Source organism: Burkholderia sp. Tr-20390 (assembly GCF_017104595.1).
In the GTDB taxonomy this organism is placed as follows: Bacteria; Pseudomonadota; Gammaproteobacteria; order Burkholderiales; family Burkholderiaceae; genus Burkholderia.
Map to the genome: position 1 here is coordinate 1 of NZ_JAAGPC010000222.1, position 12508 is coordinate 12508.

General features: G+C 68.5%; 13 protein-coding genes and 1 pseudogene. 10 read left to right on the forward strand and 4 right to left on the reverse strand.

Going from position 1 to position 12508, the window contains the following annotated elements; genetic code table 11:
- The 3 genes from G3N98_RS34850 to fghA form a co-directional block, all read left to right on the forward strand.
- A partial coding sequence (locus tag G3N98_RS34850; protein ID WP_206150676.1) for a hypothetical protein occupies nt 1–248 on the forward strand: 248 nt, incomplete at its 5' end.
- A gap of 51 nt (nt 249–299) precedes the next feature.
- A complete protein-coding gene (locus G3N98_RS34855) occupies nt 300–1406 on the forward strand; it encodes an S-(hydroxymethyl)glutathione dehydrogenase/class III alcohol dehydrogenase (protein ID WP_011353045.1) in 1107 nt (368 codons plus the stop codon).
- Nucleotides 1407–1422: 16 nt separating this feature from the next.
- Nucleotides 1423–2271, forward strand: coding sequence for an S-formylglutathione hydrolase (gene fghA, locus G3N98_RS34860; protein WP_206150677.1), 849 nt, complete (start codon nt 1423–1425; stop codon nt 2269–2271).
- Between the two features lie 138 nt (nt 2272–2409).
- Here the strand turns inward: fghA and G3N98_RS34865 are convergent, their stop codons facing one another.
- From G3N98_RS34865 to G3N98_RS34880, 4 genes are read right to left on the reverse strand one after another with little or no spacing between them, the layout of a single operon-like run.
- The gene (locus G3N98_RS34865) at nt 2410–3192 is read right to left on the reverse strand and encodes a metal ABC transporter permease (protein ID WP_027789245.1); all 783 of its coding nucleotides are present in this window, start codon (nt 3190–3192) and stop codon (nt 2410–2412) included.
- Complete coding sequence (locus G3N98_RS34870) at nt 3185–4075, reverse strand: ABC transporter ATP-binding protein (RefSeq protein WP_206150678.1); 891 nt, start codon at nt 4073–4075, stop codon at nt 3185–3187. Before G3N98_RS34870 ends, G3N98_RS34865 begins: the two co-directional genes overlap by 8 nt.
- A gap of 15 nt (nt 4076–4090) precedes the next feature.
- Nucleotides 4091–5005 carry a zinc ABC transporter substrate-binding protein gene (locus G3N98_RS34875; RefSeq protein ID WP_206150679.1) on the reverse strand — a complete coding sequence of 305 codons (915 nt, stop codon included), beginning with the start codon at nt 5003–5005 and terminating at the stop codon, nt 4091–4093.
- A gap of 46 nt (nt 5006–5051) precedes the next feature.
- The gene (locus G3N98_RS34880) at nt 5052–5513 is read right to left on the reverse strand and encodes a Fur family transcriptional regulator (RefSeq protein ID WP_011353040.1); all 462 of its coding nucleotides are present in this window, start codon (nt 5511–5513) and stop codon (nt 5052–5054) included.
- Between the two features lie 329 nt (nt 5514–5842).
- Here G3N98_RS34880 and G3N98_RS34885 point away from each other — a divergent pair, with 329 nt between their 5' ends.
- From G3N98_RS34885 to G3N98_RS34915, 7 genes and pseudogenes are all read left to right on the forward strand, one after another.
- Nucleotides 5843–6619, forward strand: a complete 777-nt coding sequence (locus G3N98_RS34885; RefSeq protein WP_089426211.1) for an L-iditol 2-dehydrogenase — start codon at nt 5843–5845, stop codon at nt 6617–6619.
- Nucleotides 6620–6718: 99 nt separating this feature from the next.
- Complete coding sequence (locus tag G3N98_RS34890; protein ID WP_206150680.1) at nt 6719–7675, forward strand: sugar kinase; 957 nt, start codon at nt 6719–6721, stop codon at nt 7673–7675.
- Nucleotides 7663–9021 carry a D-tagatose-bisphosphate aldolase, class II, non-catalytic subunit gene (locus G3N98_RS34895; protein ID WP_206150681.1) on the forward strand — a complete coding sequence of 453 codons (1359 nt, stop codon included), beginning with the start codon at nt 7663–7665 and terminating at the stop codon, nt 9019–9021. Before G3N98_RS34890 ends, G3N98_RS34895 begins: the two co-directional genes overlap by 13 nt.
- A 58-nt stretch (nt 9022–9079) precedes the next feature.
- Entirely contained in the window at nt 9080–10405 is a 1326-nt protein-coding gene (locus tag G3N98_RS34900) for a sugar ABC transporter substrate-binding protein (RefSeq protein WP_089426208.1), read from the forward strand.
- Between the two features lie 99 nt (nt 10406–10504).
- A complete protein-coding gene (locus tag G3N98_RS34905) occupies nt 10505–11458 on the forward strand; it encodes a sugar ABC transporter permease (protein WP_011546081.1) in 954 nt (317 codons plus the stop codon).
- Nucleotides 11455–12306 (forward strand): carbohydrate ABC transporter permease, encoded by an 852-nt coding sequence (locus G3N98_RS34910; protein ID WP_011353034.1) that lies wholly within the window; start codon nt 11455–11457, stop codon nt 12304–12306. The genes G3N98_RS34905 and G3N98_RS34910 overlap by 4 nt, the downstream gene beginning before the upstream one ends.
- Nucleotides 12303–12508: pseudogene (locus tag G3N98_RS34915) on the forward strand (HAD family phosphatase); the annotation flags it as partial. The gene G3N98_RS34910 and the pseudogene G3N98_RS34915, both read left to right, overlap by 4 nt.

Below are 12508 nucleotides of genomic sequence, written 5' to 3' on the forward strand. Positions count from 1 at the left end.
TCATGGTTCACGACGGGCGTTTAAACTCGAACACTTGTTCTTTTGCGCCAGCGATGACGCATCGTGGCAAGCCGGCGACCGTTTCCCGCACGCGATGCACGGCCGGACCGGCCATCATGGCGAGCACGAGATTCTTTTGCCGGGCCGTGCGCGATGCCGCGCGGCACGGCTTCGACCGCTTTGCCTGGAACCCGGTGCGAAGCATGGAACCGGCATCGGTGCTCGCGCACCCATGCCGGCCGACATGAGCGCTGATGCGCCGACCCGGGCCGACCTCACACACAGACAGGAGTCACACGATGAAGACGAAAGCAGCGATTGCATGGAAGGCGGGCGCGCCGCTGACGATCGAGGAAGTCGATCTGGAAGGGCCACGCGCCGGCGAAGTGCTGATCGAGGTGAAGGCGACGGGCATCTGTCACACCGACTACTACACGCTGTCTGGCGCCGATCCGGAAGGGATCTTCCCGGCGATCCTCGGCCATGAAGGCGCGGGCGTCGTGGTCGACGTCGGCCCCGGCGTCGGCACCCTGCGCAAGGGCGACCACGTGATCCCGCTCTACACGCCGGAATGCCGCGAGTGCAAGTTCTGCCTGTCGCGCAAGACCAACCTGTGCCAGAAGATCCGCGCGACGCAGGGCAAGGGCCTGATGCCCGACGCGACGTCGCGCTTCTCGCTCGACGGCAAGCCGCTGTTCCACTACATGGGCACGTCCACGTTCTCGAACTACATCGTCGTGCCGGAAATCGCGGTGGCGAAGGTGCGCGAGGACGCGCCGTTCGACAAGATCTGCTACATCGGCTGCGGCGTGACGACGGGCGTCGGCGCGGTCGTGTACTCGGCGAAGGTCGAGGCGGGCGCGAACGTCGTCGTGTTCGGCCTGGGCGGAATCGGCCTGAACGTGATCCAGGGCGCGAAGATGGTCGGCGCGGACAAGATCATCGGCGTCGACATCAACCCGAAGCGCGTCGAGCTCGCGAAGAAGTTCGGGATGACGCACTTCATCAACCCGAACGAAGTCGAGAACGTGGTCGACCACATCGTGCAGCTGACCGACGGCGGCGCGGACTACTCGTTCGAATGCGTGGGCAACGTGAAGCTGATGCGCCAGGCGCTCGAATGCACGCACAAGGGCTGGGGCCAGTCGTTCATCATCGGCGTGGCGGCAGCCGGCGAGGAAATCAGCACGCGTCCGTTCCAGCTCGTGACGGGCCGCGAGTGGAAGGGCTCGGCGTTCGGCGGCGCGCGCGGCCGCACCGACGTGCCGAAGATCGTCGACTGGTACATGGAAGGCAAGATCAACATCGACGACCTGATCACGCACACGCTGCCGCTCGAGCGGATCAACGAAGGCTTCGACCTGATGAAGGCCGGCGAGTCGATCCGTTCGGTCGTGCTGTACTGACCGGGAGCGCACCGCGATGCTCGAACTCGTTTCCTCGCATGCGTGCCACGGCGGCGAGCAGCGTTTCTACCGTCACGATTCGGCGGCCATCGGCCTGCCGATGAAGTTCTCGGTGTACCTGCCGCCGCAGGCCGCGCACGGCCGCGTGCCGGCGCTGTTCTATCTCGCGGGGCTCACGTGCACCGACGAGACGTTCGCGATCAAGGCCGGCGCGCAGCAATACGCGGCGCAGCACGGCCTCGCGCTCGTGATGCCCGACACGAGCCCGCGCGGCGCGGGTGTGCCGGGCGAGACCGATGCGTGGGACTTCGGCGTCGGCGCGGGTTTCTACGTCGATGCGACCGAGGCGCCGTGGTCCACGCATTACCGGATGGAGACGTACGTGACGGGCGAGCTGCGCGAGCTCGTCGCGGCCGAGCTGCCGATCGACGGCGCGCGGTTGGGGATCTTCGGCCACTCGATGGGCGGGCACGGCGCGCTGACGCTCGCGCTGCGTCATCCGGGCCTGTACCGGTCGGTGTCGGCGTTCGCGCCGATCGCCGCGCCGACGCGTTGCCCGTGGGGCGAGAAAGCGTTCTCGGGTTATCTGGGCGCCGATCGGGAAGCATGGAAGGCACACGACGCGAGCGAACTCGTCGCGCGCGCCGATGCGCCGAAGTTCGCGGACGGCATCCTCGTCGATCAGGGCCTCGCCGATCAGTTCCTCGCGAACCAGCTGAACCCCGACGTGTTCGAAGCCGCGTGCGCGAAGGCCGGCCAGCCGCTGACGCTGCGCCGCCATCCGGGCTACGACCACGGGTATTACTTCATCTCGACGTTCATCGCCGATCACATTGCGCATCACGCGCGCGTGCTCGCACGATGAGCGGGAAGGGAAGCAGCTAACGCTTAGGTCGGCACACGGCGCGCGGCACGATCGCGGGCACATGCAAAAACGCCGGCGCTGCCCTCGGGCACGCCGGCGTTTTCTATTTCCTTCGGGCGGCGATCCGCCTGGCGGTGCTCAGTGACGCCGCAACAGGCTCGCACCGTACACGAGCGCCGACAGCGCGGTGATCCAGAAGCTCGTCGGCCAGTCGGTGTGATACGCGAGCACGATGCCGAGCCACGCTTCGAACAACGCGAACAGCGCAGCGAGCAGCACGCCGGTCGACAGACGCGTCGTCACGTTCTGCGCGGCGGCAGCCGGCCCGACCAGCAACGTGAACACGAGCAGCACGCCGACGATCTGCGTCGCCGCGGCCACCGCGAGCGCGCACACCGCGAGGAACAGCATCGACACCGTGCGCAGCGACACGCCCTTGGCTTCGGCCAGTTCGGGCTGCAACGACGCGAACAGCAGCGGCCGTGCGATCAGCGCGAGCGCGAGCAGGCTCACCGCGCCGATGCCGGCGAGCACCGCGAGCGTGTCGTGGCTCACCGCGAGCACGTTGCCGAACAGCAGTGCGGTGACCTGCGTCGCGAACGACGTATAGAAATGCAGGAACAGCAGGCCGAAGCCGAGTGCGCCGGACAGGATCACGCCGATCGCGACGTCGCGGCCCGCGAGCTTCTCGCCGAGCGCGCCCATCCCGATGCCGGCCGCGAGCGTGAAGCCGACCATCCCCCAGATCGGCGAGATGCCGAGCAGCACCGCGCCCGTCGCGCCGGTGAAGCCGACGTGCGACAGCGCATGGCCGGCGAAGGTCTGCCCGCGCAGCACCAGGAAGTAGCCGACGATGCCCGCGAGCACCGCGACGATCCCCGACGCCGCGAAGGCGTTGATCATGAAGTCGTATTCAAACATCGTGCGAATGCCCGGGATGAGCGTGTCCGTGGTGGTGATGGCCGTGGCCGCCGCCACCGCCGTGCGAGTGACCGTCGTCGTCCTCGTGTTCGTGATCGTGCTTCTCGATCTCGACGTCGCCCGACATCACGAAGATCTTGCCGTTCACGCGCATCACGTCGATCGGAGAGCCGTAGAGCCGCGACAGCACCGGCTTCGTGATCACCTCGTCGACGGTGCCGAGCGCGGCCACGCCGTTGCCGAGATACAGCACGCGGTCGAGTGCGTTCAGCAGCGGATTCAGTTCGTGCGCGGAGAACAGCACGGTGATGCCGAGTTCGCGCTGCACGTTGCGCACGAGTTCGACGACGCCGCGCTGGTGGTTCGGGTCGAGGCTGATCAGCGGCTCGTCGAGCAGCAGCAGCTTCGGGTTGCCGAGCAGGCATTGCGCGAGCAGCAGGCGCTGCCGCTCGCCGCCGGACAGTTCCGACAGCGGCCGGCGCGCGAGCGTCGGGCTGCCGACGAGGTCGAGCACGCGGTCGACGTCGCGGCGCGTCGCCGCGTTCGTGTGCGGCAGCCCCCAGCGGTGGCCGTCGGCGGCCATCGCGACGAAGTCGTAGCCGCGCATCCGGCGGTTCGCGAGGCCGCTTCGGATCTGCGGCATGTAGCCGATCGACGCGTTGCCGCGCACGACCGGCACACCGCCGACGGACAGCGTGCCGGCCGACACGGGCACGAGGCCGAGCACCGCGCGCATCAGCGTCGTCTTGCCCGCGCCGTTCGGCCCGAGCACGCCGACGAATTCGCCGGGTTCGATCGAGAAGCTGACGTCGCGCAGGATCGTGCGTCCGCCCAGTTCGAGCGTGACGCGATCGACGGCGAGTGCGTGAGGAGTGACGGTCATGTCGTTACGGAGTGTTCATTTCTTGCCGGCGGCCAGCGCGGCCGAGAGCGCGTCGAGCTGGCCGGCCATCCATTGCTGGAAGGTCTTGCCGGCCGGCTGCGTCTCGGTGACGCTGACGGTCGGCACGCCGCCGTCGCGCGCGATCTTCAGCATGCGCTTGGTCATCGGTTCTTCGGCCTGGCTGTTGTAGATCAGCACGCGCACCTGCTTCTTGCGCAGGTCGTTCTCGAATGCGGCGACGTCCTGGGCGCTGGCTTCGGTGTCGTTCATCGTCGCGAGCTGGAAGCGCTGGTTGCGCATGTCGAGGCCGATCGCGTCGGACATGTAGCCGAACACGGGCTCGGTGGCCGTCACCGGCACGCCCTTGTACTGCGCGCGCAGCGCGGCGACCTTGTCGTCGACGGGCTTGAGCGACGCGACGAACTTCTGCAGGTTCGCATCGTATTCGGCCTTGTTCGCCGGGTCGGCGCGGCCGAGCTCGGCGGCGATCGCGCGCGCGGCGGCCGGCATCGTCGCCGGGTCGTACCACAGGTGCGGGTTGTCGCCGGCCTTCTTGCCGACCAGATCGGCGACGACGATCGTCGCGCGCTTCGCCTGCTTCGACGCGCCGAGCAGCTTGCTCATCCACGGATCGTAGTTGGCGCCGTTGTAGATCACGACCTGCGCGTGCTGGAGCGCGCGGGCGGTCTTCGGGCTCGCTTCGAACAGGTGCGGATCCTGGTCCGGATTGCTGAGGATGCTCGTTACCGCGACATGGCTGCCGCCGATCTGCGACGCGACGTCGCCGTAGAAATTCTCGGCGGCCACGACGTCGACGGTCGCGGCCTGCGCGAACGCGGGCGCCGCGAGCGACAGGGCGGCAACGGCGGCGGCGAGCCAGCGGACAGGCGACACGGCGCGCCGCGGCGCGCGCTTCAGGGCAATGGACATGGAACTCCTCGTTGGAAGGGGCGGCGCGGGCGCCGCGCGAAACGCGTCAGCGTTGCACGGGCTTGTGCTTGCAGTGCCCGCACAGGCCGCTCAGCTCGACGACCTGGTGGTGGACTTCGAAACCGTGCGCGGGCTCGCTCGCGGACAACTGCTTCGCGAGGTCGCCGCCGGGAATCTCGACCGTGTCGCCGCACGAGTCGCAGATCAGGAACTGGCCTTCGTGCGGCACGCCGATCTCGCAGCACGCGAAGAACGCGTTCTTCGATTCGATCCGGTGGATGAAGCCGTGCTCGACGAGGAAATCCAGGGCGCGGTAGACGGTCGTGGGCGGCACGCGGCCGCGCTGCGGCTCGAGCTCGGCGAGCAGGTCGTACGCGCCGATCGGGCGCTGCGCGGCGAGCACGCGTTCGTAGACCTGGCGGCGCAGCGGCGTCCACGCGAGCCCGTGCTCGGCGGCGAATGCGTCGGCCCGGGACAGCCGGGCGTCAATGGACGAGGAGGTAGCCATGGCGTGAAGCAGGGCGATGAAACAAAGTACGGCGATGATATAACGTATCGCCGCGCCGTGCAGCGCGAAATCCCGTTTCCGTCCTCGCTCCGTCCCCTTCATCGCCACTCCGACCGCGCCGCACCGTACGCGCTACGCCTTGCCGGGCGTGCGCGGCGGGCCGCCATGCTGCGCCGTTGTGCCGCAGCGCGTCATAGAAAGCCGTCACGTCGCCTTGACAGCGCGAATCGCGTGTCCGATCATTCGATCACTAACAGAGCAATTGATCGGTTGGCGAGCGTTCGCTCACCTCGCGGCCGTCGACAAGCAGAACGAACCGGAGACAGCCAGTGAGACTGGAAGACAAGGTCGCAATCCTGACGGGCGCCGCAAGCGGCATCGGCGAGGCGGTCGCGCAACGCTATCTGGACGAGGGCGCACGCTGCGTGCTCGTCGACCTGAAGCCGGCAGGCGGCTCGCTCGCGCGGCTCATCGAGGCGAACCCCGGCCGCGCGGTGGCCGTCACCGCGGACGTCACGCGCCGCGACGACATCGAGCGGATCGTCACCACGGCGGTCGAGCGCTTCGGCGGCGTCGACATCCTGTTCAACAACGCGGCGCTGTTCGACATGCGGCCGATCCTCGACGAATCGTGGGACGTGTTCGACCGGCTGTTCTCGGTCAACGTGAAAGGGCTGTTCTTCCTGATGCAGGCCGTCGCGCAGCGGATGGTCGAGCAGGGCCGTGGCGGCAAGATCGTCAACATGTCGTCGCAGGCCGGGCGTCGTGGCGAGGCGCTCGTTTCGCACTACTGCGCGACCAAGGCCGCGGTGATCAGCTACACGCAGTCGGCCGCGCTCGCACTCGCGCCGCACCGGATCAACGTGAACGGCATCGCGCCGGGTGTCGTCGACACGCCGATGTGGGAGCAGGTCGACGCGCTGTTCGCGCGCTACGAGAACCGGCCGCTCGGCGAGAAGAAGCGGCTGGTGGGCGAAGCCGTGCCGCTCGGCCGCATGGGCGTGCCGGGCGACCTGACCGGCGCCGCGCTGTTCCTCGCGTCGTCCGACGCCGACTACATCACCGCCCAGACGCTGAACGTCGACGGCGGCAACTGGATGAGCTGAAGCGATGCCGCTCGCACGCGCCACCACCTGCCGGCCAGTCCGGGACGAGGCAGTTGTCTCGCACGTCGCGGCCGCCGTCGAACGAGGAGGGTTAGCCTGATGGCCGAGATCGTCGTCGCCGGCGAACTGCTCGCCGAATTCGTCGCCGCCGAGCGCGGCCAGGGTTTCGATGCGCCGGGCCTGTTCGAGGGGCCGTTCCCGAGCGGCGCGCCGGCGATCTTCGCCGACCAGGCCGCGCGGCTCGGCGCAAGCGTTGCGTATGCGGGCTGCGTCGGTCGCGACGCATTCGGCGATGCGATCGTCGCGCGGCTCGAACGCGATGGTGTCGACGTCGCGCGCATCCGCCGCGTCGCGCGCCCGACCGGCACCGCGTTCGTCGCGTATCGCGACGACGGTTCGCGCAGCTTCGTGTACACGTTGTCGACCAGCGCGGCCGCGTGTGTCGATGCGTCTGATGTCGATACCGCGATGTTCGACGGCTGCCGCTACTTCCACGTGATGGGCTCGTCGCTGACGAGCGAATCGGCGATCGCGGCCGTGCAGCGCGGCGTGATCGAGGCCGCGCGCGCCGGCGCGAAGGTATCGTTCGATCCGAACGTGCGGCCCGAAATGATGAGCTTTCGCCCGATGCGCGCGGCGCTCGACGCGATGCTTGCCGCGTGCCACCTGTTCCTGCCGAGCGAAGCCGACCTGCCGTTCTTCTGCGGGCCGCAGCCGGCCGAGCGCGCGATCGCGGGCCTGCTCGCGACGCACCCGCTGCTCGAGCGTGTCGTGCTGAAACGCGGCGCGCACGGCAGTGTCGCGTTCGATCGCGCGCACCGTGCGGAAGCGCCGGCGTTCCGGGTCGACGAAGTCGATCCGACCGGCGCAGGCGACTGCTTCGGCGGCACGCTGGTCGCGAGCCTCGTCGCCGGCGTGCCGATCGAGGTCGCACTGCGCCGCGCGAACGCGGCCGGGGCGATCGCGGTCACGCGGCGCGGCCCGATGGAAGGCAACAGCAGCGCGGCCGAGATCGACCGTTTCCTGGCCGAACGAGGTATCGCATGTCCGGCCTGACGACCGTTGCCGAACGCACGCGCACCGCGCATGCGGACACCGTGCTGCGGATGATCTTCGACGCGAACCGCGCTAACGCGCAGCGCGGCATCTATGCGATCTGCAGCGCGCACCGGCTCGTGCTGGAGGCCGCGTGCGAAGCGGCGCGCGCGGACGGTTCGCCGCTGCTGATCGAGGCGACCTGCAACCAGGTCAACCATCTCGGCGGCTATACGGGCATGACGCCCGCCGATTTCCGCCGCGACGTCGACGAGATCGCGCAGCGTTGCGGGCTGCCGCCGTCGGCGCTCGTGCTCGGCGGCGACCATCTCGGCCCGAACCCGTGGCGGCATCGCCGCGCGGCCGACGCGATGCGCGAAGCGAGTGCGATGGTCGCCGCATACGTCGAAGCCGGCTTCGAAAAGATCCACCTCGATGCGAGCATGGCGTGCGCGGACGATCCGGCGCGGCTCGACGATCGCACGATCGCCGCGCGCGCGGCCAAACTGTGCCGCGCGGCGGAAGACGCGGCAGCGCGCGCCGGCCTCGCGCCGGTCTACGTGATCGGCACCGAGGTGCCGACGCCGGGCGGCGAAGTCAGCGGCCACGGCGACGACGGCGAAGCAGCGATCGCGCAGATCGCGGTCACGCGCAGCGACAGCATCGCGGCGACGCTCGACGCGCACCGCCACGCGTTCGCGGCGGCCGGGCTCGACGATGCGTGGACGCGCGTCGTCGCGGTCGTCGCGCAGCCGGGGGTCGACTTCGACGATCGCCACGTGCTCGACTACGACAGCGCCAAGGCGGCGTCGCTCGGCGCGAGTATCCTGCAGACACCGGGCCTCGTGTTCGAAGCGCACTCGACCGACTACCAGACCGAGGGTGCGCTCGCCGCGCTCGTGCGCGACCACTTCGCGGTGCTGAAGGTCGGCCCCGCGCTGACGTTCGCGCTGCGCGAGGCGCTGTTCGCGCTGACCTTCATCGAGGATGCGCTGATCGACGACGTCGCGCAGCGCTCGCGATTGCGCGACGTGGTCGACGCCGCGATGCGCGCGCAGCCCGAGCACTGGGCACCGTATTACCGCGGCGACGAAACCGCGCAGCGGCTCGCGCGCCAGTTCAGCTACAGCGACCGGATCCGCTACTACTGGCTGCAGCCGGCCGTCGCGGCCGCGGTCGAGCAACTGTTCGACAACCTTGCGCGGCAGCCGGTGCCGGAAACGCTCGTCGCGCAGTGGTTGCCGGACGTGTACGCGGCCTGCCGCGCGGGCGGCCTCGCGAAAGAGCCGCGCGCGTGGGTGCGGCACCGGATACGCGACGTGATCGCGCACTATGCGCGCGCGTGCGGAATGCAGCGGCCGGCGTGACGGGCCGCGAAGGAAACGCAGTACCGACGACACTTCGAACAAACACAGGAGACATGCCATGCAACGAAAGATGCTCGACGCCGCCGCACGCTGCTTCGCCGGAGCCGCGCTCGCGACGGCGGCCTGCGCCGCGTCCGCCGGCACGCTGACGATCGCGACGCTGAACAATCCCGACATGATCGAGCTGAAGAAGCTGTCGCCGGCCTTCGAGAAGGCGAACCCGGACATCAAGCTGAACTGGGTGATCCTCGAGGAGAACGTGCTGCGCCAGCGCGCGACGACCGACATCACGACCGGCAGCGGCCAGTTCGACGTGATGGCGATCGGCACCTACGAGACGCCGCAGTGGGGCAAGCGCGGCTGGCTCGCGCCGATGACGGGCCTGCCCGCCGACTACGACCTGAACGACATCGTGAAGACCGCGCGCGACAGCCTGTCGTACAACGGCCAGCTGTACGCGCTGCCGTTCTACGTCGAAAGCTCGATGACGTTCTACCGCAAGGACCTGTTCGCGGCGAAGGGGCTGAAGATGCCCGACCAGCCGACCTACGACCAGATCGCGGAATTCGCGGACAAGCTCACCGACAAGGCGAAGGGCACCTACGGGATCTGCCTGCGCGGCAAGGCCGGGTGGGGCGAGAACATGGCGTACGTGTCGACGGTCGTGAACACGTTCGGCGGCCGCTGGTTCGACGAGAACTGGAATGCGCAGCTCACGTCGCCCGAGTGGAAGAAGGCGATCAATTTCTACGTGAACCTGCTGAAGAAGAACGGCCCGCCGGGAGCGAGCTCGAACGGCTTCAACGAGAACCTGACCCTCACTGCGTCGGGCAAGTGCGCGATGTGGATCGATGCGACGGTCGCGGCCGGCATGCTCTATAACAAACAGCAGTCGCAGGTGGCCGACAGGATCGGCTTCGCGGCCGCGCCGGTCGCCGCCACGCCGAAGGGTTCGCACTGGTTGTGGGCGTGGGCGCTGGCCGTGCCGAAGACGTCGAAGCAGCAGGACGCCGCACGCAAGTTCATCGCGTGGGCGACGTCGAAGCAGTACATCGAGATGGTCGGCAAGGACGAGGGCTGGGCGTCGGTGCCGCCGGGTACGCGCACGTCGACCTATCAGCGCCCCGAGTACAAGGCTGCCGCGCCGTTCTCGGACTTCGTGCTGAAGGCGATCGAGACCGCCGACCCGAACGATCCGTCGCTGAAGAAGGTGCCGTACACGGGCGTGCAGTACGTCGGGATTCCTGAATTCCAGTCGTTCGGCACGGTGGTCGGCCAGTCGATCGCGGGTGCGGTCGCGGGCCAGATGTCGGTCGACCAGGCGCTCGCCGCCGGGCAGGCCGCCGCCGACCGCGCGGTGCGGCAGGCCGGCTACAAGAAGTAACGCGGCCCGCACCGTGCGCGGTGGCGCACGGTGCGTGTCGTCGAAGCTGACAGGCGGGCAGGCCTTCGCGCCCGCGCATCAACCGGAGGGACTCCGATCATGCGTCACCTGCGTCTTCCCCTGAGCCACGCTCACGCGCCGTCGGTCGGCGACGCGTCGTCGCCGCCCGGCGCGCCGCGCCGCGCGCGCGGCGGCGCGAGCTGGCTTGTCTCGCCGTCCGTCGCGGTGCTGCTGCTGTGGATGTCGATTCCGCTCGCGATGACGATCTGGTATTCGTTTTCGCGCTACAACCTGCTGAACCCGGACGTGAAGGGCTTCGCCGGGTTCGACAACTACCGCTTCCTCGCGACCGATCCGTCGTTCCTGCCCGCGATCTGGCACACGCTCGTGCTGATCGGCGCGGTGCTCGCGATCACGGTGATCGGCGGCGTGCTGATGGCCGTGCTGTTCGACCGCAAGTTCTACGGGCAGGGCGTCGCACGCCTGCTCGCGATCGCGCCGTTCTTCGTGATGCCGACGGTGTCCGCGCTGATCTGGAAGAACATGATCCTGCACCCGGTGTACGGGCTCGTCGCGAACGCGATGCGCGCGCTCGGCATGACGCCGATCGACTGGTTCGCCGATTACCCGCTCACCGCGGTGATCATCATCGTCGCGTGGCAGTGGCTGCCGTTCGCGTTCCTGATCCTGTTCACCGCGATCCAGTCGCTCGACCAGGAGCAGAAGGAAGCGGCGCGCATCGACGGCGCGGGCCCGATCGCGATGTTCTTCTACATCACGCTGCCGCACCTGAAGCGCGCGATCGCGGTGGTCGTGATGATGGAGACGATCTTCCTGCTGTCGATCTTCGCGGAGATCTACACGACGACCGGCGGCGGCCCCGGCGACGCGACGACCAACCTGTCGTACCTGATCTACGCGCTCGGCCTGCAGCAGTTCGACGTCGGCCTCGCGTCCGCGGGCGGCATCATCGCCGTGGTGGTCGCGAACGTCGTGTCGTTCTTCCTCGTGCGGATGCTCGCGCGCAACCTGAAGGGAGAGTACGAAAAATGAGCGACCTGACCTTCGAAGGCCGGCGCGTGCCGGCCGTGTTCGACCTCGTGCGGCGCGCGCTGCCCGGCACGCTCGCGTGGCTGATCGCGCTGCTGCTGTTCTTCCCGATCTTCTGGATGGCGATCACCGCGTTCAAGACCGAGCAGCAGGCGTATGCGTCGACACTGTTCTTCATCCCGACGCTCGACAGCTTCCGCGAGGTGTTCGCGCGCAGCAACTACTTCGCGTTTGCGTGGAATTCGGTGCTGATCTCGGCGGGCGTCACGGTGATCTCGCTGCTGTTCGCGGTGCCGGCCGCCTACGCGATGGCGTTCTTCCCGAACCACCGCACGCAGAAGGTGCTGCTGTGGATGCTGTCGACGAAGATGATGCCGTCGGTCGGCGTGCTGGTGCCGATCTACCTGCTGTGGAAGAACGCGGGGCTGCTCGATACCGTGTCGGGCCTCGTGATCGTCTACACGCTGATCAACCTGCCGATCGCGGTGTGGATGACCTTCACGTACTTCAACGAGATCCCGAAGGACATCCTCGAAGCCGGGCGGATCGACGGCGCGTCGACGTGGCAGGAGATCGTGTACCTGCTGATGCCGATGGCGCTGCCTGGGCTCGCGTCCACCGCGCTGCTGCTCGTGATCCTGTCGTGGAACGAGGCGTTCTGGAGCATCAACCTGTCGAGCTCGAACGCGGCGCCGCTGACCGTGTTCATCGCGTCGTACTCGAGCCCCGAGGGGCTGTTCTGGGCGAAGCTGTCCGCGGCTTCGCTGCTCGCGGTCGCGCCGATCCTGATCGTCGGCTGGCTGTCGCAGAAGCAGCTCGTGCGCGGGCTCACGTTCGGAGCCGTCAAATGACCGCGACGAACGTCCTGATCTGCGATTGCGACGGCGTGCTGCTCGACAGCGAGGCGGTGGCGGCCGACGTGCTCGTGCGCGAACTCGATGCCCGCTGGCCGGGCGCGGATGCGCGGCCGGCCGTGATGCCGCTGCTCGGGCTGCGCATCGAGCGCGTGCTGGCCGGCGCGTGCGACGCGCTCGGCCGCACGCTGTCGAACGA